This window comes from Bacillus sp. Bvel1 (genome assembly GCF_014872755.1).
Lineage (GTDB): Bacteria > Bacillota > Bacilli > Bacillales > Bacillaceae > Bacillus > Bacillus velezensis.
In genome coordinates this window covers 976,053-998,752 of the sequence record NZ_JAAOBZ010000007.1, presented here as the reverse complement: position 1 = coordinate 998,752, position 22,700 = coordinate 976,053, and the positions used below count along the sequence as shown (strand labels likewise).

The window sequence follows — 22,700 nt, the reverse complement described above, 5'->3', positions numbered from 1 at the left end:
CTAAAATAGAAGCAAACATGAAGGAGTGATGGGATGAAACGGGCTGTATTGGCAGGTATGTGCGGTATGGTATTTCTATTATCTTCCTGCGGGGGCAATTCGGACAAAACCGCCGCGGATGAGGAGCCTAAAGCGCTTGAGGTCAAGCTTACAGGACCGGAAAAGGCAGCATTGCATGAAAAAACGGAATACAAGGCGGAGGTTTTTTACGGCGGCAAGCGTGTCACGGATGCGGATGAAGTCATGTTTGAAGTATGGAAAGAAGGAAAAAAAGGCAGCAGCAAAACAAGCAAGGCCAAGGAGGAAAAAGGGGCGTATCACCTGCGGACTGAATTTGATGAAGAGGGTGTGTATACCGTTCAATCCCACGTAACGGCAAAACAGCAGCATAATATGCCGACTGTAAAAGTGCGTGTCGGGGATGCTGAAGCTGCCGATGATTCCTCCGGCCATGAGGAACAGACGCATCATCATTAAGGATTGTTTTTATCCGTCAAGCCTTTTGATGCGTCCTCCGGCGGGTCAATCGTATGTTTTACGTTATAAGCTCTTACAGTCGACCAGATGGATAAAAGCAGCACGGCGAGCACGATAAGAAAGCCGAAGCTCAGAAGAAGCAGCATGAAATCCCTCCTTTTTAACAAATCATAACATATTTTCCATCCGTAAAATCAAGGGCTAAAAATTTATGTTTTAACACACGATATATAGGGTATATCAATAGTAAATCAAAGGAGGAAGATAGGCATGTCAGAAAAACTATTGGAAGCGGTCAATAAACAAGTTGCAAACTGGACGGTCATGTATGTGAAATTACATAACTATCATTGGTACGTCAAAGGGAAGGACTTTTTCACATTGCACGAAAAGTTCGAGGAGCTGTATAACGAAACGGCTACATATATTGACGATCTGGCAGAACGTCTGCTGGCATTGAACGGCAAGCCGATCGGCACAATGACGGAATCATTGAAGACTGCTTCTATAAAAGAAGCGGAAGGCAATGAGAGCGCAGAACAAATGGTACAGAACATTTATGATGATTTCACTGTCATTGCGGAAGAGCTGAAAAGCGGCATGGATCTCGCAGATGAGGTCGGAGACGAAACGACCGGAGATATGCTGCTTGCCATTCACCAGAATATCGAAAAACATAATTGGATGCTGAAAGCGTATTTAGGATAATCAACAAGGGAAGACCGGGGCTATAAAGCACTCGGTCTTTTATTTGGCTGCCGAAGAGAGGTGTTGTCCATTTTTCTGAAAAATCCAGTCCGTTCCATTCACTTTTCATAGAATAATGTAAGGCCGTTTCTGTGAAAGGATGTTGGATCAAGTGGGCAAAGACTTTGGCATCTTTTCGTTTTTTGCAGTGATCGTGTCGGCAGCGGGGTTTTTCTTTGGCGGTTTTCAGTATTCGTTTCTGATTTTGCTATCGGTCATGGCGATTGAGTTTATCAGTACAAGCTTAAAAGAATCTCTTTTGCAGCAGCTGAGCGCAAGAAAGCTTTTTGCGCGGCTGGTCAAAAAAATCGTGACCCTGGCATTAGTCTCAGTTTGCCATTTTTTTGATCAGCTGCTTCATTCAGAAGGCGCTATCCGTAATTTGGCTATTATGTTTTATATCTTATACGAATCGGTTCAGATCGTGATAACGGCAAGCTCGCTGGGCATCCCGGTTCCGCAGGTGCTCGTCGACCTATTGGATACCCTGAAAAATAAATTCAAGCGCAAACCGTAACATTTGCTTCAAAGGAGGCTATACTAGCGGGTATGATGGTTTTCCTCTGAATTTTTGATAAAGGGCTTCCGAACAAACGCAACTGTGGTATGATGTATGGAAGATATGAAGGAACGGATTAGAGGGATAAACATGTACGAGTTTAAAGACTATTATCAGAATACTGTTCAGCTCTCCTTTGAACACCAGCCTTTTTCAGACAGCCCGAAGCATGTATGGGTCATATGCCGATATGGAGATAAGTGGCTTTTGACTGAGCACGAAGACCGGGGGTTTGAATTTCCGGGCGGAAAAGTGGAGCCGATGGAATGTGCGGAGGAAGCGGCCCTGCGCGAGGTGAAAGAAGAAACCGGCGCCGCGGTAAGACATCTGAAGTACGTCGGACAGTATAAAGTTCTCGGCAGGGAAAAGGTAATCGTGAAGAATATTTATTTTGCCGATATTGAAAAGCTTGAAAAACAGGCTGACTATTTTGAAACAAAGGGGCCGGTGCTGTTCAGCGAACTGCCGGAGAATCTCCCCCGAAATAAAAAATTCAGTTTCATTATGAAAGATTCGGTGCTTCCGATCAGTCTGAAAAAGCTGAAAGAGGACGGCGTATTTCAATCATAAAAAACGGAGACCCGGCGCTTACGCACGGGTCTTTTTTATATTTTTCCTTTCGTCCATTTTCTTTCTAACAGTTCGACTCCCTGATACATCAATGTCGCAAAAATCGCGATGATCAGAAGGCTTAAGAACACAAGAGTGAAATTGAAAACCTGGAATCCGTAAATGATCATGTAGCCCAGACCTTTTTCGGAAACGAGAAACTCGCCGACGATGACACCGACCCAGGATAAACCGACGTTCACTTTAAGCGCGGAAATAATCGCGGGGGCGCATGCCGGCAGAATGACTTCTTTAAACATGATGCTTCTTTTCGCTCCGAATGTTTTCATCACCTTAATATAGTTTTCATCCACTTCCTGAAAAGCCGTAAAGACGACGATTGTCGTGATAATGACACTGATGACTGCTCCCATGGCGACAATGCTTGTGAAATTCGGTCCGAGTGCCACGATGAGAATCGGTCCGAGTGCGACCTTCGGCATCGCGTTTAAAATGACGAGGTACGGGTCTAAAACCCGGGCGAGCCGGTTTGACCACCATAACAGAGCGGCGAGGCATGTGCCGAGAAGTGTGCCGAGCAAAAAGCCGAGAACGGTTTCTCCTAAGGTTACGCCGATGTGCGCCGCAAGGGATCCGTCCGCAATCTTTTCAACTAAAAGCCTGCAAACGGCGGAGGGTGAGCTGAAGATTAACGGATCGATCCAGCCCGCCCTGCTCGATATTTCCCACCCGGCAAAAAATACGATGAAAATGGCGGCCTGATACGCACGGATCCGGAGCTTTTCTTTTTGGTGTCTTTTCTTAAACTGCTGATGAAGCTGTTCAATCGTGCCGCTGCTGTTTTTCAAGGGAATTCAGCTCCTTCCATATGGTTTGAAACAGCGGCTGAAAGGCCGGATCCTGACGCGCGTCAAACGGATCTAAAGCCGCGAGCTCCTTAGGCACGGTGAATATTTGGTGGATGGTGCCCGGCTGATTCGAAAATAAATAGATCGTATCGCTCATGGCGATGGCTTCACCGATATCGTGGGTGACGAGCACGGCGGTTTTTTGAAAATCCTTTAATGTTCTGAAGACAAGGTTTTCCAAAGAAAGCTTCGTTTGAAAGTCCAGCGCGGAAAACGGTTCATCAAGGAGCAGCAGTCCAGGGTCCGGCGCAAGAGTTCTGGCAAGTGCCGCCCGCTGCCGCATTCCGCCTGAGAGCTCTTTCGGATATTTCTTTTCAACGCCGATTAATCCGAGCTTAGGCAGAAGGCTGAGAACTTCAGCTCTTTTTTCTTCTGTTAATGTTTTTGAAATGTGTAAACCGAGCAGCACGTTTTCCTCAATTGATTTCCAAGGAAATAAATAATCCTGCTGAAGCATATAACCGATTTGGTGTTCTTTATGGTTCGGCACGCTTCCTTCGATCAGCACCCGGCCTTGCGCAGGGGTGATAAGGCCGGCCAGAATGGACAGGAGTGTTGTTTTTCCGCATCCGCTCGGCCCGAGAAAGGAGATGAAATCCCCTTTTTCAATCTGAAAATGTATATCTTTCACGGCGGTTGTCTTTTCTTTCAGCGAGAAATAAGTATGTGTTACATGATCCACATGTAAAAAAGACATTCATGTTCCTCCTATTGTTCTGAGGTGACTTTTTTGGCGATTTTTGTGTTGACGAGTTTGCTGTACGGAATGTGTTTCGGGAGCTCTCCGGCTTCATCCATAATAGATTGAAGCAGTTCCCATTCATCCTTTTGCAGAACTGGGTCTGCAGAGAATGACTTTTGTTTTTTATAGCGCTCTATCGATGTTTCGATAATGGCCGGGTCTGTATCGGCAAATTCCTTCTGAATCGTTTTTGCGATGTCTTTAGCCGGATGGCTTTCCACCCATTGCTGGGCGCGATAGATGGCGCGGGTGAATTTTTCCGCCGTCTTTTCATTGTTTTTCAAATAACTTTCTTTTGCCATAAAGGTTGTGTATGGCACTTGGCCGGAAGCTTCTCCGAAGGATGCGACGATATGACCGATGCCCTCTTTTTCAAATTGGGATGCCGTCGGTTCAAACAGCTGCACATAATCACCCGTTCCGGATGCGAATGCGTTGGAAATATTGGCGAAATCAATGTTTTGAACGAGGTTAATGTCTTTTTTCGGCTCTATGTGATTCTTTTTCAGGACGTACTCACCGGCCATTTGGGGCATGCCGCCTTTTCGCTGGCCGAGAAATGTTTTTCCTTTTAAATCGTTCCATTTGAATGATTTCTCATCCTTCCGCGACACGAGAAATGTGCCGTCCGTCTGCGTCAGCTGCGCGAAATTGATGACCGGATCTTTTGCTCCCTGCGCCTCCACGTAAATGGATGTTTCAGAACCGACCAGCGCGATGTCTGACCCGTTTGACAAAAGCGATGTCATCGTTTTGTCTCCGCCCCATGTTGTTTGAAGTGACACTTGGAGCCCTTCCTTTTTAAAGAAACCTTTTGCTTCAGCGACATACAGAGGCGTATAGAAGATGGAGTGTGTGACTTCCGCCACCTTTACCTTCGTCAGACTTTCTTCCTGTCTGCAAGCCGGAAGAATGAGCAGGAAAAAGGCGCATATGACAAAAACGCAGCCCGCTTTGAGCCATTTGTTCACGGTGTAACCTCCTTGTTTTAAGCGTTAAAATAACCTTTTCTGCTTTACATATCGTATGATGGGTATAAAAAATGTGTGAGTGCCCATATTCACGTTGGGAAAGAATAAAAAAACTGATGATATAAGGAGGCGCATTGTTTTGCTGGTAGAAAAGAAAAGGTTCCCGTCTCCGAGTCCGCATGTCCGCCTCTTTGCGGTATGCTATGAGTCAGAAGGGCTGAAGGTAAAGGGGCTCCTTGCCGAGCCTGCGGCGCCGGGAACATATGACGGTTTTTTATATTTGCGCGGCGGCATAAAAAATGTCGGCATGGTACGCCCCGGGAGAATCGTTCAATTCGCTTCCCAAGGCTTTGTCGTGTTTGCGCCTTATTACAGAGGCAACCAGGGCGGCGAGGGAAATGAAGATTTTGCGGGAGAGGACAGAGAGGACGCGTTTTCCGCTTTCCGCCTGCTTCGGGAGCATCCGAACGTCAGGGAAGGGCGGGTGCATATTTTCGGTTTTTCCCGGGGCGGAATCATGGGGCTTTTGACCGCGATTGAAATGGGGCATCAAGCGGCTTCACTCGTTTCATGGGGCGGTGTGAGCGATATGGTGCTGACTTATGAAGAGCGGAAGGATATGCGGCGGATGATGAAGCGGGTGATCGGCGGCACGCCGAAAAAGGTGCCGGATGAATACAGATGGCGTTCGCCGTTTGAAAAAGCAGACCGCATTCAGGCCCCTGTGCTGCTCATCCATGGAGAGAATGATGAAAATGTTTCGATCGAACACGCCCGGATGATCGAGGACAAGCTGAAAGAGGCGGGAAAACCGGTGGAAACTTGGTATTACAGCGGTTTTACGCATTATTTTCCGCCGCAGGAAAACAGACGCATTGTCCGGCGGCTGGCGGAATGGATGAAGACACGGTAAGATGCCTGATTTATGATATGATAATAAAGAATAAGAGAATGAAAGGGGATTTTCATTTTGGGAATGCCTGTTGAATTTAATACCATGATTGTGACAAAAGGCAATGAAAAACGGATAGAGGAAAATATCTTTTTATTGGAGAAAGAGGGCTACCGCGTCTATCCTCTTGATATTCCGATGGACGTGCGCAAAACGAAAACCGGAGAGAAATCCGGCACCGGCGAGGTCCAAAAGCTCGAATGGGCGAACGGCCGGACAAGCATTACATACAGACTCACTTCGCTTCATTCGACAAACTGAAAAAACAAAAGCCGAGGGCATAAACGCCCTTGGCTTTTTTGATTACACGAGAGGTCCGCCGGTTTTGGCAATCGAGTCTGCATGGGAAAACTTTTTAAAGTTTTCTTTAAACTCATTGGCTAAAAACAGCGCTTTTTCGTTGTATGCTTGTTTATCGCTCCATGTGTTTTCAGGCTGAAGAACTTCATCCGGCACGCCCGGAACATGAACGGGACTGTGCAGGCCGAAAATGCTGTCTGCCGTCATGTCAGTCTGGTTCAGTCTGCCGTCAATAGCGGCTTTGACCATCGCTCTTGTATACGAAAGTTTCATCCGTTCTCCGACTCCGTACCCTCCGCCGGTCCAGCCTGTGTTGACCAGGAAGACTTGAACGCCGTGTTCGTCGATTTTATGCCCGAGCATTTCGGCATATACATGCGCCGGAAGCGGAAGGAACGGTGAACCGAAGCACGTCGAGAAAGTCGTTTGCGGAGATGTCACGCCGCGTTCGGTTCCCGCGAGTTTACTGGTGTATCCGCTTAAGAAGTGATACATCGCCTGTTCCTTCGTCAGTTTGCTGATCGGAGGAAGCACGCCGAATGCGTCCGCCGTTAGAAAGACGATCGCCTGCGGATGGCCGGCAATGCTCGGCTGCACGATATTGCCGATCATCTCAATCGGATATGCGGCTCTTGTGTTTTCCGTGTAGAAGGAATTGTCGTAATCCGCTTCACCCGTTTTTTCATCAAGCACGACATTCTCAAGAACAGACCCGAAGCGGATCGCACGAAAAATCTGCGGTTCTTTTTCCTCGCTCAGATTGATACATTTAGCGTAACATCCGCCTTCAATGTTGAAAACGCCGGAATCTGACCAGCCGTGCTCGTCATCTCCGATCAGTTTGCGGTCCGCATCGGCTGAAAGCGTCGTTTTCCCTGTGCCGGAAAGGCCGAAAAACAGGGCGACATCGCCTTTTTCACCGACGTTGGCTGAGCAGTGCATCGGCAGTATATCCTGCTGCGGAAGCAGGAAGTTCATAATGGAGAATATTGATTTTTTCATTTCTCCGGCGTATTCGGTGCCGCCGATTAAAATGACGCGCTTTTCGAAAGAGACAATGATAAATGTTTCCGAATGCGTGCCGTCCGTCTCCGGGTCTGCTTTAAAATGCGGAGCTGAGAGAATGGTGAAAGGCTGCGCTTGCGGGTCTCTTTCATCCGTTTCCGGTCTGATAAACAGCTGGCGCGCGAATAAATTGTGCCACGCAAATTCATTTACGACCGTAATCGGCAGTCTGTATTTTTCATCCGCTCCCGCGAATCCTTCAAACACAAACAGTTCATCCCGCTGTTTTAAGTAGCTGACGACTTTGGCGTACAGCTTTTCAAACGCCTCTTCAGAAATGGGCTGATTCACCGCGCCCCAATCAATTTGATTTTCTGTGCTTTGTTCACGGACGATAAATTTATCTTTAGGTGACCGGCCTGTATATGCGCCGGTAGTGGCGCGTACGGCGCCCGTTGATGTCAGCGTTCCTTCATTTCGGCTGATCACTTTTTCGGTAAGTTTTGGAGCCGATAAATTATGATGCACATTCGGACTTGCAAGTAATGCTTGAAGATCTGCGGTTAAATCAACTAATTTCATAAAAACCTTCCTTTGCCGGTTTATTTGTATTTCGCTGAATGTGGAATTAGTATAACATATATCTGAAAATAGTCTATACTATTTACGGTTTTTTGTTTGTGTTTTTCCATTGCTTCCCGAAATAAAGGCGCGCAATCGCTTTAATTCATATTGACACTTTCCGCCCTTTTACGATAAGATATTTCATTGAGCGGATACTCTTATCCCGAGCTGGCGGAGGGACAGGCCCGATGAAGCCCAGCAACCGGTTTCTCTGTAAAAAAGCAGGTGAAAACACTGTGGGAAACCAAGGTGCTAACCTGATGCAAGGTTTAATATTTTCCTTGAGCGATAAGAGTGAAAGGCACACAGACCAAACCCTTTCCTCGAGTGGAAAAGGTTTTTTTATTTCATAAAATATGCCAATTAACATTCTCTGATATAGTATGACATTGTATTAAGAGGGAGCGAGTTCCGTATCATATGAGAAGGTCTTGCAAAAGATCTTTTTTCAGGAGGAAAAGTGAATGAGTAAAAACCGTCGACTATTTACATCTGAATCTGTTACTGAGGGTCATCCGGACAAAATCTGTGACCAAATTTCTGACAGTATCTTAGATGAGATTTTAAAAAATGACCCGAACGCGCGCGTGGCCTGCGAAACATCTGTAACGACAGGACTTGTGCTGGTAAGCGGAGAGATTACTACGTCAACCTACGTTGACATTCCGAAAACAGTCCGTGAAACGATTAAAGAAATCGGCTACACACGCGCCAAATACGGATTTGATGCGGAGACTTGCGCTGTTTTAACATCAATTGATGAACAGTCTGCGGATATCGCAATGGGTGTCGATCAGGCACTTGAAGCGCGTGAAGGCACAATGAGCGATGCTGAAATCGAAGCAATCGGAGCGGGAGACCAAGGCCTGATGTTCGGTTATGCGTGTAACGAAACGAAAGAGCTTATGCCGCTTCCGATCTCTTTGGCGCATAAACTAGCCCGCCGTTTGAGCGAAGTCCGCAAAGAAGACATTCTTCCGTACCTTCGCCCTGACGGCAAAACGCAAGTTACCGTTGAATATGATGAAAACAACAAGCCGGTCCGCATCGACGCGATCGTTATTTCAACTCAGCACCACCCGGAAATTACGCTTGAGCAGATTCAGCGCAATCTGAAAGAGCATGTCATTAACCCTGTCGTGCCTGAGGAACTGATCGATGAAGAAACAAAATACTTCATCAACCCTACGGGACGTTTCGTAATCGGCGGGCCTCAAGGTGATGCGGGTCTTACGGGCCGTAAAATCATCGTCGACACATACGGCGGATATGCACGCCACGGCGGCGGCGCATTCTCCGGTAAGGATGCGACGAAGGTAGACCGTTCAGCGGCATACGCTGCGAGATACGTAGCGAAAAACATCGTGGCAGCAGGTCTTGCTGATTCTTGTGAAGTGCAGCTTGCATACGCAATCGGCGTGGCACAGCCTGTTTCTATTTCCATCAATACATTTGATACTGGAAAAGCTTCTGAAGAAAAACTGATCGAAGTCGTACGGAATAACTTCGACCTGAGACCTGCCGGCATTATTAAAATGCTTGACCTGCGCCGCCCGATCTATAAGCAGACAGCTGCTTACGGCCACTTCGGACGTCATGATGTGGATCTTCCTTGGGAGCGTACTGACAAGGCGGATGCGCTTCGCAAAGAAGCACTAGGAGAATAATTTTATAGCCGCTTACTTAAGCGGCTTTCCCTTTTTGTAGATGCTGCCATGCTTATTTTTTACATAGCGTGAAACCAATGGCGTAACAAAGCGTCTATAAAAAGGGGGTCCAATTAGAAAATTACACTTATGGAGGCTATACTATGTGTGGATTTGTCGGTGTTTTTAATAAGCATCCATTAACTCAAACCGCAGATCAAGAAGAGCTAATCAAACAAATGAACCAAATGATCGTTCACCGCGGTCCTGACAGCGATGGGTATTATCATGACGAGCACGTCGGATTCGGCTTCAGACGGCTCAGTATTATTGACGTAGAAAACGGCGGACAGCCTTTATCATATGAAGACGAAAAATATTGGATCATTTTTAACGGCGAAATCTATAACTACATTGAATTGAGAGAAGAGCTTGAAGCGAAAGGCTACACTTTCAATACAGATTCCGATACCGAAGTGCTCCTTGCGACATACCGTCATTATAAAGAAGAAGCCGCTTCAAAGCTTCGCGGAATGTTTGCGTTTTTAATCTGGAACAAAGCTGACCGCGTCATGTACGGCGCGAGAGATCCGTTCGGAATTAAACCGCTGTATTACACAACCATCGGGGACAAAGTATATTTTGCATCTGAAAGAAAGAGTTTAATGGCCGCTCAAAACGGTATTGATCTTGATACAGCTTCTTTACAGCAATATATGTCTTTCCAATTCGTTCCTGAACCGAGCACGCTTGACGCTGAAGTGAAAAAAGTCGAACCGGGCAGCCAGTTTACGATCCGCCCGGAAGGCGACATCGCGTTTAAAACATATTTCAAAGCGAACTTCAAGCCTGTTCAGTCTGATGAAGATAAATTGGTGAAAGAAGTCAGAGACGCAATCTTTGACTCTGTCAAAGTTCACATGAGAAGTGACGTTCCTGTCGGTTCGTTTCTATCCGGCGGTATCGACTCTTCTTTTATCGTTTCAGTTGCGAAAGAATTTCACCCGAGCCTTAAAACATTTTCCGTCGGTTTTGAGCAGCAGGGCTTCAGTGAGGTTGACGTAGCGAAGGAAACGGCTGCCGCGCTCGGTATTGAAAATATCAGCAAAGTCATTTCTCCTGAGGAGTATATGAACGAGCTTCCGAAAATCGTCTGGCACTTTGATGACCCGCTTGCAGATCCGGCGGCGATTCCTTTGTACTTTGTCGCGAAAGAAGCGAAAAAGCATGTAACGGTCGCGTTATCCGGAGAAGGCGCGGACGAGCTGTTCGGCGGGTACAATATTTACCGCGAACCGCTTTCGCTTAAACCGTTTGAACGCATTCCGTCCGGTCTGAAAAAAATGCTTCTTCATGTGGCGTCCGTCATGCCTGAAGGAATGAGAGGGAAAAGCCTCTTAGTCCGCGGCTGCACACCGCTTGAGGAGCGCTATATCGGTAATGCGAAGATTTTTGAAGAGCCTGTGAAAAAACAGCTGCTCAAACATTACAATCCAGAGCTTTCATACCGTGATGTCACGAAGCCGTACTTTACGGAAAGCCGTTCATACAGCGACATTAATAAAATGCAGTATGTTGACATCCATACGTGGATGCGCGGCGACATCCTGTTAAAGGCTGACAAAATGACGATGGCCAACTCATTGGAACTGCGCGTGCCGTTCCTTGATAAAGTCGTGTTTGACGTAGCTTCAAAAATTCCGGATGAATTGAAAACGAAAAACGGCACGACGAAATACCTTCTGCGCAAAGCTGCTGAAGGGGTAGTGCCTGATCATGTGCTTAACCGCAAAAAACTCGGCTTCCCTGTGCCGATCCGCCACTGGCTGAAAAATGAAATGAACGAATGGGTTCGCAACATCATTCGCGAAAGTGAAACAGATGCTTATATTGAAAAGGATTATGTCCTTCAGCTTCTGGAAGATCATTGTGCCGACAGAGCGGACAACAGCCGCAAAATCTGGACCGTGCTGATCTTCATGATCTGGCACAGCATCAATGTCGAAAAAAGACTGGTGCCGGAAGAGCTGAATCATCAGCCGAAAGAAGTCATTTTCGTTTAATCCAAAAGGCTTTCGAGTTATCGAAAGCCTTTTTTCTATTGTTTTTTGTAAACCGTCTATTCCGCTCTGTTTTCGACAAAGTATTACGCAATATTCAGAAAAAGGTTATAATAGGACTAATCGGGTAGATTCCTGAAAAAGTTTTCTGGCTATTTCGTCTCGGTTTGTTGTTTCTTTGTCAAAATCAGGGGGAGGGAGAGTTATGCAAAACAAAGAAAAAACGCTTCACCGCGGCTTGGAAGAGCGGCATATCTCGCTTATGTCGTTGGGCGCCGCGATTGGAGTCGGGCTGTTTCTCGGGTCTGCTTCTGCCATAAAGCTTGCCGGGCCGGGGATTTTAGCCGCTTACGCCTGCAGCGGACTGATTATGTTTTTTATTATGCGGGCATTGGGGGAAATGGCGATTCAAAAGCCTGTAGCCGGTTCATTCAGCCGGTATGCCAGAGATTATATCGGCCCGCTTGCCGGGTTTTTAACAGGCTGGAATTATTGGTTTTTATGGGTCGTTACCTGCATGGCGGAAATCACCGCGGTCGGCATTTATATGGGCTACTGGTTCCCTGACGTGCCGTCATGGATCTGGGCGCTTTGTGCACTCGTCATTATGACGGCTGTCAACTTTCTGGCGGTCAAAGCGTACGGTGAGCTTGAATTCTGGTTTGCGCTCATTAAAGTCTTGGCGATTCTGTCAATGATCGCGATCGGTCTGGTGATGATCGTATTCGGTCTCGGAAACGGAGGCGTTGCGCTCGGAATCAGCAATTTATGGAGCCACGGCGGCTTTTTCCCGAATGGGATTAAAGGGGTGCTGCTGTCGCTTCAGATGGTCATGTTTGCTTATCTCGGGATTGAGCTGATCGGTGTCACAGCCGGTGAGGTCAAAAATCCGGAAAAATCACTGGCGCGGGCCATAGATACTGTTTTTTGGCGCATTCTCATTTTTTACGTCGGAGCTTTGTTTGTCATTATGTCAATTTATCCGTGGCAGGAAATCGGTTCAGGCGGAAGCCCGTTTGTTTTGACATTTGAAAAAATCGGAATACCCGCTGCAGCCGGAATCATTAATTTTGTCGTATTGACAGCGGCTCTTTCTTCCTGCAACAGCGGGATCTTCAGCACGGGGCGTATGCTGTTCAATCTGGCGGAGCAAAATGAAGCACCTAAAGCATACGGTACGGTCACAAAAGGCGGTGTGCCGGGAAAAGCGGTATTGGTTTCAGCGGGTGCGTTATGCATCGGCGTTTTGCTGAACTACGTGGTGCCGGCGAAAGTGTTTACGTGGGTGACGAGCATTGCGACGTTCGGAGCAATTTGGACATGGTCGATTATTTTGCTTTCCCAAATGAAATACCGTAAAAGCTTACAGCCGGAACAACGGAAAAAACTCAAATATAAAATGCCTTTATACCCCTTTTCCTCATATATCTCGCTGGCATTTCTGGCTTTTGTCGTTGTGCTGATGGCTTTTGATGCAGAGACCAGGGTGGCCGTCATCATCGGTCCTGTCTGGTTCGGCATATTATTAGCCGCCTATTACGGCAAAGGTTTCCATAAAAGAAAAGACATAGATCTGGAAAACGGACAGACATTCGCCGAAAAAGCGTAAAAAAAGAGCCCGCTGAAATGGGCTCTTTTTTCATAGGATCGGGTAAAAGGGGGAAGAATAAAACAAATTCCTGAACATTTTGCTTCTGTTTCCTGACAATCGGGAGAATGCAAATGGTTTTTACTTAAATAATATTTTGAAAAATGGTACAGTAGTAAAACAAAGCTGATCTTTTTTATTTCTCTTGCATTGTTTTATAGTATCGGCCTTTTTCAACATATTCCGTTCTGATTCTTTCCATGTCCCGTATGTCTTCTTCTGTCAGCCGGCGGATAACCTTTGCGGGCCGGCCGAACGCAAGACAGCCGTGAGGAATGGTTTTACCCGGAGGAACGAGACTTCCGGCGCCGATAAACGCGCCTTCTCCGATTTCCGCCCCGTCAAGAATGACGGAGCCCATACCGATTAAAGCATTCTTTCTGATGATTGCGCTGTGCAGTGTAACCTGATGGCCGATCGTGACGTCATCTTCAATAAGAAGCGGGCGGTTCGGGCTTTGATGCAGACAGCTCAAGTCTTGTATGCTGACTCTTTTTCCGATCCTTGTCGGCGCAACATCCCCCCGGATGACTGCCGAGAACCAAATGCTCGATTGTTCTCCGATCACGACGTCGCCCGTTATGACGGCGTTATCCGCAATGAACGCTTCAGGATGTATGTCAGGCGTAAATTGTTTATAAGGGTAGATTATCATGTCTCATCCTTCTTTCTCTAAATTTATGTAAGAGGTGAACTGCATGTGGACTTGGAAAGCAGACAGGCCCGTCGGTACCATTGTCATTATCCACGGGGCGAGCGAATACCACGGGCGTTATAAATGGCTCGTTGAAATGTGGAGATCTTCCGGATATAACGTGGTGATGGGCGATTTGCCCGGTCAGGGAACGTCGACCCGCGCCAGAGGGCATATTCGCTCTTTCCAAGAATACATTGATGAAGTAGATATATGGATTGATAAAGCGAGAACGCTTGAAGCGCCCGTTTTCCTTTTGGGCCACAGCATGGGCGGACTGATTGCGATAGAATGGTTTAAGCAGCAGAGAAATCCCCGCATTACGGCACTCATTTTATCATCACCTTGTCTGGGTCTGCAAATAAAAGTCAATAAAGTCCTTGATTTTGCGTCTAAAGGACTGAACGTCCTCGCTCCGTCCCTCAGAGTGGATTCCGGCTTATCACCTGATATGGCAACGAGGAATGCGGATATGATTGAAGCGGATCAAAACGATTCTTTATATGTCACGAAGGTATCCGTAAGATGGTACAGAGAGCTTTTAAAAACCATTGATGCCGCTATGGTGCCGACTGATGCGTTTTTAAAGGTGCCGCTTTTGCTTATGCAGGGCGGTGATGACAAAATCGTCGATAAAATGAAGGTCCGCAAATGGTTTTCCGGTGTGGCTTCCCATAATAAATCGTACCGGGAATGGGAAGGGCTTTATCATGAAATTTTTAATGAACCGGAAAGAGAAACTGTGTTTAAGGCGGCAAAAGCCTTTACAGATCAGTATATTTGAATTCGCTGGGGGTGCATATGTTGACAGTACCGGAACATCCTTTTAACCTTATGGCAAAAGTGTATCGGGAAATTTTTCCGCTCGTTCATCAGGAATTGAACATGTGGCGGGAAAAATCAGATTCCATTAAAAATACCGAACTGCGGCAGCAGGCGGCCGCAAGTATCCGCGATAAGTCGTTTCATTGTGAAGGAGGCGGCATTTTAGCCCTGCTTTCGGGAGAGCAGAAACAGAAATGCGTGCAATTTATCATCGCGTATCAGACAATCAGTGATTATCTGGACAATCTGTGCGACCGCAGCACCTCGCTTGATCCGGAGGACTTCCGCATGCTTCATCTTTCCATGCGTGACGCGCTGACGGTCGGTGCCGAGGTGCGGCCGTACTATCAGTACAGAGAGGAGCGGGATGACGGCGGTTATCTTCATGAGCTGGTCAAAACATGCCAGCGGGTGCTCGGGTCAATAGAACATTACGGTATCATTAAACCTTATTTGCTTGAGCTGTGTGATTATTATTGCGATCTTCAGGTTCATAAGCATGTCGTTGAGCATGAACGCGTTCCGAGGCTTAAAGCCTGGTTTGAGCAGTACCGGTCACAGCTTCCGGAAATGGAGTGGTTTGAATTCTCGGCCTGCGCCGGATCGACGCTAGGCATTTTCTGTCTCGTTGCTTACTCATTCCAGCCTGATTTTAACGAACATACCGCTGAGAAAATCCGCAGCAGTTATTTTCCGTACATACAAGGGCTGCACATACTGCTCGATTATTTAATTGACCAGGAAGAAGATCTGCTTGAAGGCGATCTGAATTTCTGTACGTATTATCAGTCTCATGAAGAAATGATGCAGAGACTGCAGCATTTTATTGAAAAAGCGGATGAACATTTGCAAGGCATTCCGCATGAAAATTTTCACCGGCTGATCAACAGGGGGCTGCTCGGCGTCTATTTATCCGATGACAAAGTCGCCGGCCAAAAAGAAATGGGCCGCCTCGCCCGAAAGCTGATCAGGGCAAGCGGAAAAACGTCATTTTTCTTTTATATCAACGGAAGAGCCTACCGCAAATTTCAGAAGATGGCTTGGACGAAAAGTTCGTAATGGGTGAACTGCGCCTCTCGTGTACATCATGACGGCGCAGTTTTTTATTTATGATGTGAAGAATGAAACATTGTGTGCGCCTGCAGAATATGATACTTTAATTTTATGAAAAAATTAAAGTATTTAGCGGTCATAGCATTACTTTCCATTTCCGGAGGCTGCTCCGTCACCCATGCTTCCGCCGGCTATCATCCTGTCTTGATAGCGCACAGGGGCTCTTCTGCGATTGAGCCGGAACATACCGCTTTGTCTTATGCACGTGCGATTAAAGACAAAGCAGATTATATTGAGATAGACTTACGGGAGACGAAGGACGGCCGTCTGATTGCAATTCACGATAAAACGGTAGATCGGACAACAGATGGTAAAGGGATGACAGATGATCTGTCTTTGGCTCAGATTAAGAAACTGAATGCGGGAAAAGGAGAAAAGATTTTAACATTAGAAGAAATCATACAGAAATTCGGACAAACTGCCAATTACTATATTGAGACAAGAGAAAGCAACGGCAGCCTGGTGATGGAAAAGAAACTGATTGACATATTACAAAAACATAAGCTGATTTCCAGCCATAAAGCAGTCATTGAGTCTTTTAGCGGGAAGAGCTTAAAGAAAGTTCGTTCTATGAATAAAAAAGTTCCTCTTGTTCGATTATTAAAAGATAACGAGGCTGAGGAGATAAATGATAAGCAGCTGCAAACCATCAGAACGTATGCTGATACAGTCGGAATCAACGCCAAATTGGCAAATGAAGCAGTCGTGAAGCGCATTCATCACAATAAGATGAAAGTGCACGTGTTTTTTGATAAGGAAGACGAGCATACGCTGACGCCTATTATGCTGAAACAAAAAGCAGATGGTGTCTTTACGAACAATCCCGCTTATACACGCAGCGTGCTGCAAAACAGTAAATAAAAAGAGACATGCGCATTTTACGCTGTCTCTTTTTTTAACGGTTTCTTTTTTGCCGCAAGGTGCATTGCGAATTTGCCGATCAGCCCGATGACAAAAAATGCAGCAAACCACCAGTAATAGGTTTTCGCGAACTCAAATCCTAAATGTCTTGATAAAATGATGACAAACATCACATAGGGAACACTTGAAAATATGATGCGAAGAATATTCAAATTGCCGCTCCTCCCAGATGTTACACTTAAAAGATGAACTTTTTTCCATTATTTCATAGTAATTGATTTTTCTTGAAAAGTAAATACAAAAAGAATCGGCCCGCTTATGACAGGCCGATTCTTTATTTGCCGGCAGATTTCTTTTCAATCGCTATAATAAACGGCGGGTCGTTTTGCTGGTTGAGAAAGCCGTAGCTCAGCACGCGGGCTTTTTCCTGATCAAGATTGCTGCAGTATTCCAGTAATGCACTTTTTTCCGTCTTGCCTTCAGGATGCCCGTGGTACACAACGAGAACGATCAGCCCGTTCTCCTTCAGCAGTTCAAGGAGCTGTTCGATCGCGGAAATGGTTGAGCGGCCGTTTGTCGTAATGCTTTTATCGCCGCCTGGCAGATAGCCGAGATTAAAGACGGCGCAAGCCACACGACCGTGCGCATCTTCAGGCAGCGATGCCTTTATTTGATCATGGCTTTTATGGTGAAGCGTGACGCGCGGGCCGAAGTCGGCACCGAGCCGCTCCTTCGTTTTAGCGAGTGCGTCCGCTTGAATATCAAAGGCATGGACATGTCCTGTCTCACCGACAAGGCCGGCCAGAAAATATGTATCATGTCCGTTGCCCATCGTCGCGTCAACCGTGATATCACCTTCCTGTGCGGCGGACTTCAGCAATTCTTTACTGAAAGGGAGGATGTGCATCAAGGTCATAGGGCGGTCTCCTCCCCGGTCTTTCTGAAGAGCTTTCCTTGATAGCTTCCCCGTGTTTCCAGCTCTTTTTGAATGGCGCCCAGTACTTCCCACTTATTGACGCTCCACATCGGCCCGACCATTAATTCGATCGGCCCGTCTCCCGTAATGCGGTGAACGATCATTTCCGGGGGAATGATTTCGAGCTGATCACATACAAGACTTACATATTCTTCTTGAGAAAGGAACTCCAGCTTTCCTTTTTCATATTGCTTCACCATCGGTGTGCCTTTTAATAAGTGAAGCAGGTGAATTTTAATGCCTTGCACATCCAAATCAGCGACGGCTTTGGCCGTCTCCATCATCATGTCCCTGTTTTCAAGCGGAAGCCCGTTAATGATATGGGAACAAACGCGGATGCCGTGTTTTCTCAGTTTATTGACACCCTCAACATAGCAGTCAAAATCATGGGCGCGGTTGATCAGGAGTGCGGTCCGTTCATGCACGGTCTGCAGCCCGAGTTCAACCCACAAATAGGTCCGCTCATTCAGTTCTGCCAAATATTCCACGACATCGTCCGGCAGGCAGTCCGGACGGGTCGCGATAGACATGCCGACAACGCCGTCAAGCTTGAGGACGGATTCAAATTTTTCACGCAGCTCCTCTACCGGGGCATGCGTATTCGTGAACGCCTGGAAATATGCGATATATTTGCCGTCTTTCCACTTTTCGTGCATACGGTTTTTGATATCGTGAAATTGCGTGAGTAAGTCATCGGCCCGGTTGCCGGCAAAATCGCCGGAGCCCGCCGCGCTGCAGAATGTGCAGCCGCCGTGTGCAACCGTGCCGTCCCGATTCGGGCAGTCAAAACCGCCGTCAAGCGCGACTTTAAACACTTTATGCCCGAAATGCTCCCGCAGATGATAATTTAATGTATGGTACCGTTTTTCCGTATTTGAATAAGGAAAAGGGTTATTCTCGTTCAATGTTCAAAAAGCCTCCCTCACATCAGATGCATCCTAAAATTGTAGCATGAATGATGGAGCGGAACAATGAAACAATTATGGAACGGTCAAGGCGTAATATCTACCTGGTTTTTCTGTTGTTGTTTTAATCGTTTTGGAGAAATATCACTGAACAATGCAAAAATAATTCCTAAAATAAGAATTACACTGCCTACTTTGAATGTATTATTAAAACTGTCACTTATTTTTTCATTATATAAATTTGAAATTTTTTTCTGGATAGCGATAACTTCCTTCTTTTGAGTATTGAAACTTTTTTGTACCTTTTCTTTATATGGATCCGGGGTTATAGAAAGAATTTCTTCCTCTTTTTTGTTTAATTCAGCAATACTTTTTCTTCGATCGAAACCTTTACTGTCTGAATGCTTTAAGTGAGTTATTATCTCGTTTTTTGCATTTTTATTAAAAACCTGATTGTTTTCCACAATTGTTATGGCTTCTTTTTTTGCAGAAGCTGTGTGATCATTTATATTCATTGTAAGCACAGATGTAAGTATGGCAATGCCTAGCGCTTGTCCAACTGTCCGCATCATATTAAGAATACCTGAGGCAATACCTACTTTCTCAGGAGGAATAAGCCGTATCCCTGAACTCATTGCCGGTCCTATCACAAGCCCTAAAGCTAAGCCGGTCAAACATAACAGAATAACTACCGTTGTTACAGAACTGTCGTATCGTATGTATCCATATAAATATGTTGTGATTGTTAAACCGAGCATACCTAGACCCGAAAGCCAAATGCCCCCGAGTTTATCAGATAGCTTTCCAGAAAGTACAGAGGTAAACATAGATGATAGAGCTAATGTAGAAACAATTAACCCCGCTTCTAATTCAGTTTTTCCCATTAAATTCGTGAGGAGTAAAGTAATAATAAGGGTACCGCTTGTTAATCCAAGGCCCTGCATAAAGAGGGTGAAAGAACTGAAACTAAACGTACGTATCTTCAGCATGGATAAGGGAATCATCGGGTTTTTAATTTTAGATTCAATAAAGAAAAACAAACAGAATAATAATACAGAGATTACAAAAAGAGAGATAATTAATGGTGATGACCAGCCTAAATCAGATACTTTTGCAAAGCCAAAGGTTAAACAGAAGAGAGCTCCGGATAAAATAAGAATCCCCATGTAATCAATTTTTTTACTCACTGTTTCATCATAACTCTCAGTAATAAAAAATGCTGCTAAAAAAAGAGAAATCAGGCCTAAAGGAATATTTATGAAGAAGATAGCTTGCCAATTAAAGTTTTCAGTTAATAATCCTCCAAGTACAGGTCCTAAAGTAGCTGCTAATCCTGAGAAAGCCCCCCAGATTCCAATGATCAATCCTTTTTTATTTTGAGGAACGATGGCCAAAGCAATAGGCATTGTAACTGGCACAATGAAAGCAGCAGATAATCCCTGAATCACTCTAATTGTGATAAGCATTTCAATTGAAGTGCTCAAACAGGCAATAACTGATGTCAAAATAAAAAGTGCTAATCCAAACATAAAAGCTTTTTTTCTTCCAAAATGGTCTGCCAGCTTTGATGCACCTACTAATAAAACTGCAAAAGCTAAAGTATAACCTGTAGCCACCCAAGCTACTTGAGAAAGGTTGCTCGAAAAGTAATCCAGCATCTTAGGTAATGCAATATTTACTATAGTGGTGTCCATTACCGAAATGAATGTACCTAATAATAATGCAGATAACATAATTAATTTTTTGAAATTCAAAACTACAACCTCCATCAGATATTAATCTAAATTAAAATTCGATATATATCTAAAAACATGATAAATGCAATCTTAAGAGGTGTCAATATTATTCATAAATTGTTTTTTCATCCACTTATCTCGAAATCATATTTTTATAATTCAACAATTTTGTAACTTGAAATAACTCAATAAGAGCTTAAATGGACCTGTAAACTAGCTGAGATGATTAAGGATTTCTGAAGAGTATGACATGAGGAGAATACTTAGCATGAGGTGAAGCAAGTCTAATAAATCTAGGACTGCTCATGATAATGCTCAGTCAGGTAAGTGCTAATTAGAAATGAATATTCTTTGAAAGTTTCCTTTTGATTGATAATATTAAAAATGTAAAATGTCTGGCATGAAGATAGTACAACGTTTTCCTTTGTGGAAAAAGACTTTATGGGGTGTGAAAAAGTGCGGTTAATAATAAATGACAGTGTTTCAGAATTCTTTGACAAGATATCCTCTATTCTATTCTTAAAACACGAGGAATTCTTCAAAGATTATACAACCAAATTGGGTTTGAATTTAGATAATGAATATTTTGTATTATTAGATGATCTTAAAAGAATAAAAGAGTTAGATAGTGAGTTTTTAAATTTTTATTTTGGTAGCTTTTGCGACTACAAAGATGTTAGGAATGCAAATATTTTTTGTTTAGCCACAACATTTTTTAAAATACCACAAATTTACACGAAAGATTTTTTTGAAATTATTGATTATTTGTCTGCAGTTACAGAAGAAGAGATAAGAAAAAATATTTTAGAGTCTCTAATTTATTTACAAGGAGATCTTAAAACCGAAACATCTACCCAACAGTATTTAAATGATAGGGAAAGTTTATTTGAGCTACTTAATAATCTAAATATAAAGCCCGAATACAAGTGGATCATATTTAAGGTAATGAAATCTCCTAAAACTTATGTAGATCAATTTTGCAATAAATTAATGTTGGTGAATGGTTATCTTAACGAGGCGATTTATAATTTAATTAAATTCAGAGATGAGTGGATGAATCAATTAAAAAACATAAATATAGATTTTCCAAAAAAGATAATCAGTACGTTAAAAGGTAAGGAATACTTATCTTGTAATTATATTAATATATATCCAACACTTTTACCTTGCACTGCAACTATTACGAAAAGTGAAGATAACATTTATGTTGGACTGGGTTATAAAGTTGATAAAATATTTGAAAATACATTAGAGAAAGCAGAGATTAATCATATCATTGATTTTTTGAAGCTTTTATCGGATAAAAGTAAGTTCAAGATATTAATCTTACTTAGTCATAAAAAAATGTATGCTAATGAGATTGCTGAACAGCTAAATTTAACCAACGCAACGATTTCACATCATATGAGAATTTTGACATTGCAAGGTTTAGTTGAGAGTACGAGAAATCAAAATAAAACATACTATTATCTTAATTCTTCAAAATTCGATTCACTTTTGAACGGTTTGTTGAAAAAATTTAAAGCTGTTCCAGTCTTAGATGGGGATGAGTAAGTTTTATAGTTGGTGTTAGTTTCGGGATGATAATTAAAGCTAATAAAAACAGATCTAAAAAATTTGATGAATCCCGGGTGTTTTACACAAAAAAGATAATTTAATGGTGAACAATTTAAAGCGAACCGAAGATCTTGTGGGTGATGTGGAAAAATTATGATGTTTTTAATAAAAGAAGAATTAAGTTATCGTTCTAAAATGAAGGATTTTTATAAAGACTTCATTCTGTCTTGATTAAGTTTTACATTTAATCGTATTTTATGCCATCTCTGTCTTGTGAATGAATTACCTGATATTTCTTGTGAGAATTAATTTGGAATAAGAAATACTATTGATATGACATTATCAATAGGAGGACTGTTTAATGGCAACAAGACAATCAGTAGATGAACATCTCCAAAGAAGCGAACAGGCGTATGAATTTGCGAATGAGCAATTTATGACCGCTTCAAAACAAGAGCATTATAATGATAATGAGTACAGTGAAGCGCAAATGATGCTTGAAAACGCGGTGAATGAATTAAACAAGCTGTCATTATCTGCGAATGATCAGCAAAGAGAGCAGCTTTACCGAATGAGATTGCAGCTGCAAACCTTGCAAAACAACATGATTTTGCAGCGTAATTTTGATTACTGATCGCGCCGTTTCAAATGGTTCAGCAAACCTGCCGGAATCCCGGCGGGTTTTTTTTATTTCTTTTAAAAAAAGAATTGACAATAGGCCTGAGTGTGTTTATTGTATTACGTGTACTACTTGATGTAATACACATAAAACACTCAAAAAATGAAATCGACATATAAATGTTAAGCATAGGGAAGGGGAACTT

At 44.0% G+C, this 22,700-nt stretch carries 24 protein-coding genes and 1 riboswitch; of the genes, 14 read left to right on the top strand and 10 right to left on the bottom strand.

All coding sequences use genetic code 11. The annotated features are described in order from the left end of the window. Positions 1 to 33: 33 nt before the first annotated feature. Positions 34 to 477, top strand: a complete 444-nt coding sequence (locus HAP68_RS14200) for a FixH family protein (protein WP_015387819.1) — start codon at positions 34 to 36, stop codon at positions 475 to 477. Here the strand turns inward: HAP68_RS14200 and ytzI are convergent. Beyond that, a complete protein-coding gene (gene ytzI, locus HAP68_RS14195) occupies positions 474 to 623 on the bottom strand; it encodes a YtzI protein (RefSeq protein WP_003152241.1) in 150 nt (49 codons plus the stop codon). The two genes, HAP68_RS14200 and ytzI, sit on opposite strands and share 4 nt — an antisense overlap. Before the next feature lie 124 nt (positions 624 to 747). Here ytzI and HAP68_RS14190 point away from each other — a divergent pair, with 124 nt between their 5' ends. From HAP68_RS14190 to ytkD, 3 genes are all read left to right on the top strand, one after another. Beyond that, positions 748 to 1,185, top strand: a complete 438-nt coding sequence (locus tag HAP68_RS14190; protein ID WP_003152242.1) for a Dps family protein — start codon at positions 748 to 750, stop codon at positions 1,183 to 1,185. A 151-nt stretch (positions 1,186 to 1,336) separates the two neighbouring features. Next, positions 1,337 to 1,741, top strand: coding sequence for a phage holin family protein (locus HAP68_RS14185; RefSeq protein ID WP_003152243.1), 405 nt, complete (start codon positions 1,337 to 1,339; stop codon positions 1,739 to 1,741). Positions 1,742 to 1,873: 132 nt separating this feature from the next. Further along, positions 1,874 to 2,353 carry an RNA deprotection pyrophosphohydrolase gene (ytkD, locus tag HAP68_RS14180; RefSeq protein WP_003152244.1) on the top strand — a complete coding sequence of 160 codons (480 nt, stop codon included), beginning with the start codon at positions 1,874 to 1,876 and terminating at the stop codon, positions 2,351 to 2,353. Positions 2,354 to 2,388: 35 nt separating this feature from the next. Here ytkD and HAP68_RS14175 read toward each other — a convergent pair whose 3' ends face one another. From HAP68_RS14175 to HAP68_RS14165, 3 genes are read right to left on the bottom strand one after another with little or no spacing between them, the layout of a single operon-like run. Continuing rightward, positions 2,389 to 3,201 (bottom strand): ABC transporter permease, encoded by an 813-nt coding sequence (locus tag HAP68_RS14175; RefSeq protein ID WP_014418698.1) that lies wholly within the window; start codon positions 3,199 to 3,201, stop codon positions 2,389 to 2,391. Next, the gene (locus tag HAP68_RS14170; RefSeq protein WP_003152246.1) at positions 3,176 to 3,958 is read right to left on the bottom strand and encodes an ABC transporter ATP-binding protein; all 783 of its coding nucleotides are present in this window, start codon (positions 3,956 to 3,958) and stop codon (positions 3,176 to 3,178) included. Before HAP68_RS14170 ends, HAP68_RS14175 begins: the two co-directional genes overlap by 26 nt. A gap of 11 nt (positions 3,959 to 3,969) precedes the next feature. Next, positions 3,970 to 4,974, bottom strand: a complete 1,005-nt coding sequence (locus HAP68_RS14165) for an ABC transporter substrate-binding protein (RefSeq protein WP_014305628.1) — start codon at positions 4,972 to 4,974, stop codon at positions 3,970 to 3,972. 139 nt (positions 4,975 to 5,113) lie between these two features. On the opposite strand from HAP68_RS14165, the gene HAP68_RS14160 reads away from it, so the two are divergent. Next, positions 5,114 to 5,887 (top strand): alpha/beta hydrolase family protein, encoded by a 774-nt coding sequence (locus tag HAP68_RS14160; protein ID WP_015418056.1) that lies wholly within the window; start codon positions 5,114 to 5,116, stop codon positions 5,885 to 5,887. A gap of 57 nt (positions 5,888 to 5,944) precedes the next feature. Beyond that, positions 5,945 to 6,187, top strand: a complete 243-nt coding sequence (locus HAP68_RS14155; protein WP_003152249.1) for a DUF2584 domain-containing protein — start codon at positions 5,945 to 5,947, stop codon at positions 6,185 to 6,187. Positions 6,188 to 6,229: 42 nt separating this feature from the next. Here the strand turns inward: HAP68_RS14155 and pckA are convergent, their stop codons facing one another. Next, the gene (gene pckA, locus HAP68_RS14150) at positions 6,230 to 7,813 is read right to left on the bottom strand and encodes a phosphoenolpyruvate carboxykinase (ATP) (RefSeq protein WP_024085712.1); all 1,584 of its coding nucleotides are present in this window, start codon (positions 7,811 to 7,813) and stop codon (positions 6,230 to 6,232) included. A gap of 197 nt (positions 7,814 to 8,010) precedes the next feature. Next, a riboswitch (SAM riboswitch) is annotated at positions 8,011 to 8,150 on the top strand. Positions 8,151 to 8,319: 169 nt separating this feature from the next. Between pckA and metK the strand changes: the two genes are divergently transcribed. The 3 genes from metK (at position 8,320) to alaP (ending at position 13,170) form a co-directional block, all read left to right on the top strand. After that, entirely contained in the window at positions 8,320 to 9,522 is a 1,203-nt protein-coding gene (gene metK / locus HAP68_RS14145; protein ID WP_003152253.1) for a methionine adenosyltransferase, read from the top strand. A gap of 143 nt (positions 9,523 to 9,665) precedes the next feature. Continuing rightward, complete coding sequence (gene asnB / locus HAP68_RS14140) at positions 9,666 to 11,564, top strand: asparagine synthase (glutamine-hydrolyzing) (protein WP_003152255.1); 1,899 nt, start codon at positions 9,666 to 9,668, stop codon at positions 11,562 to 11,564. Between the two features lie 202 nt (positions 11,565 to 11,766). Then, positions 11,767 to 13,170 carry an alanine permease AlaP gene (gene alaP, locus HAP68_RS14135; RefSeq protein WP_024085711.1) on the top strand — a complete coding sequence of 468 codons (1,404 nt, stop codon included), beginning with the start codon at positions 11,767 to 11,769 and terminating at the stop codon, positions 13,168 to 13,170. A gap of 175 nt (positions 13,171 to 13,345) precedes the next feature. Here alaP and HAP68_RS14130 read toward each other — a convergent pair whose 3' ends face one another. After that, positions 13,346 to 13,861: a gamma carbonic anhydrase gene (locus tag HAP68_RS14130; protein ID WP_024085710.1), complete on the bottom strand. Its 516-nt coding sequence runs from the start codon at positions 13,859 to 13,861 to the stop codon at positions 13,346 to 13,348. A 46-nt stretch (positions 13,862 to 13,907) separates the two neighbouring features. Here HAP68_RS14130 and HAP68_RS14125 point away from each other — a divergent pair, with 46 nt between their 5' ends. From HAP68_RS14125 to HAP68_RS14115, 3 genes are all read left to right on the top strand, one after another. After that, positions 13,908 to 14,687 (top strand): alpha/beta hydrolase, encoded by a 780-nt coding sequence (locus tag HAP68_RS14125; RefSeq protein ID WP_003152261.1) that lies wholly within the window; start codon positions 13,908 to 13,910, stop codon positions 14,685 to 14,687. A 20-nt stretch (positions 14,688 to 14,707) separates the two neighbouring features. Beyond that, positions 14,708 to 15,787 carry a tetraprenyl-beta-curcumene synthase family protein gene (locus HAP68_RS14120; RefSeq protein ID WP_024085709.1) on the top strand — a complete coding sequence of 360 codons (1,080 nt, stop codon included), beginning with the start codon at positions 14,708 to 14,710 and terminating at the stop codon, positions 15,785 to 15,787. 105 nt (positions 15,788 to 15,892) lie between these two features. Then, positions 15,893 to 16,702, top strand: coding sequence for a glycerophosphodiester phosphodiesterase family protein (locus HAP68_RS14115; protein ID WP_014305625.1), 810 nt, complete (start codon positions 15,893 to 15,895; stop codon positions 16,700 to 16,702). A gap of 17 nt (positions 16,703 to 16,719) precedes the next feature. On the opposite strand, the gene HAP68_RS14110 is transcribed toward HAP68_RS14115, so the two are convergent. From HAP68_RS14110 to HAP68_RS14095, 4 genes are all read right to left on the bottom strand, one after another. Next, complete coding sequence (locus tag HAP68_RS14110) at positions 16,720 to 16,914, bottom strand: hypothetical protein (RefSeq protein WP_003152265.1); 195 nt, start codon at positions 16,912 to 16,914, stop codon at positions 16,720 to 16,722. 122 nt (positions 16,915 to 17,036) lie between these two features. Beyond that, positions 17,037 to 17,618: a tRNA 5-(aminomethyl)-2-thiouridylate-methyltransferase MnmM gene (mnmM, locus tag HAP68_RS14105; RefSeq protein WP_014305624.1), complete on the bottom strand. Its 582-nt coding sequence runs from the start codon at positions 17,616 to 17,618 to the stop codon at positions 17,037 to 17,039. Beyond that, positions 17,615 to 18,583, bottom strand: coding sequence for a tRNA modification radical SAM protein MnmL/YtqA (gene mnmL, locus HAP68_RS14100; RefSeq protein ID WP_003152268.1), 969 nt, complete (start codon positions 18,581 to 18,583; stop codon positions 17,615 to 17,617). Before mnmL ends, mnmM begins: the two co-directional genes overlap by 4 nt. A gap of 86 nt (positions 18,584 to 18,669) precedes the next feature. Further along, entirely contained in the window at positions 18,670 to 20,337 is a 1,668-nt protein-coding gene (locus HAP68_RS14095; RefSeq protein ID WP_014305623.1) for an MFS transporter, read from the bottom strand. Between the two features lie 423 nt (positions 20,338 to 20,760). Between HAP68_RS14095 and HAP68_RS14090 the strand changes: the two genes are divergently transcribed. Continuing rightward, entirely contained in the window at positions 20,761 to 21,873 is a 1,113-nt protein-coding gene (locus tag HAP68_RS14090) for an ArsR/SmtB family transcription factor (protein WP_051003491.1), read from the top strand. A gap of 364 nt (positions 21,874 to 22,237) precedes the next feature. Then, positions 22,238 to 22,510 carry a YtzC family protein gene (locus tag HAP68_RS14085; protein WP_003152272.1) on the top strand — a complete coding sequence of 91 codons (273 nt, stop codon included), beginning with the start codon at positions 22,238 to 22,240 and terminating at the stop codon, positions 22,508 to 22,510. The last annotated feature ends 190 nt before the right edge of the window (positions 22,511 to 22,700 follow it).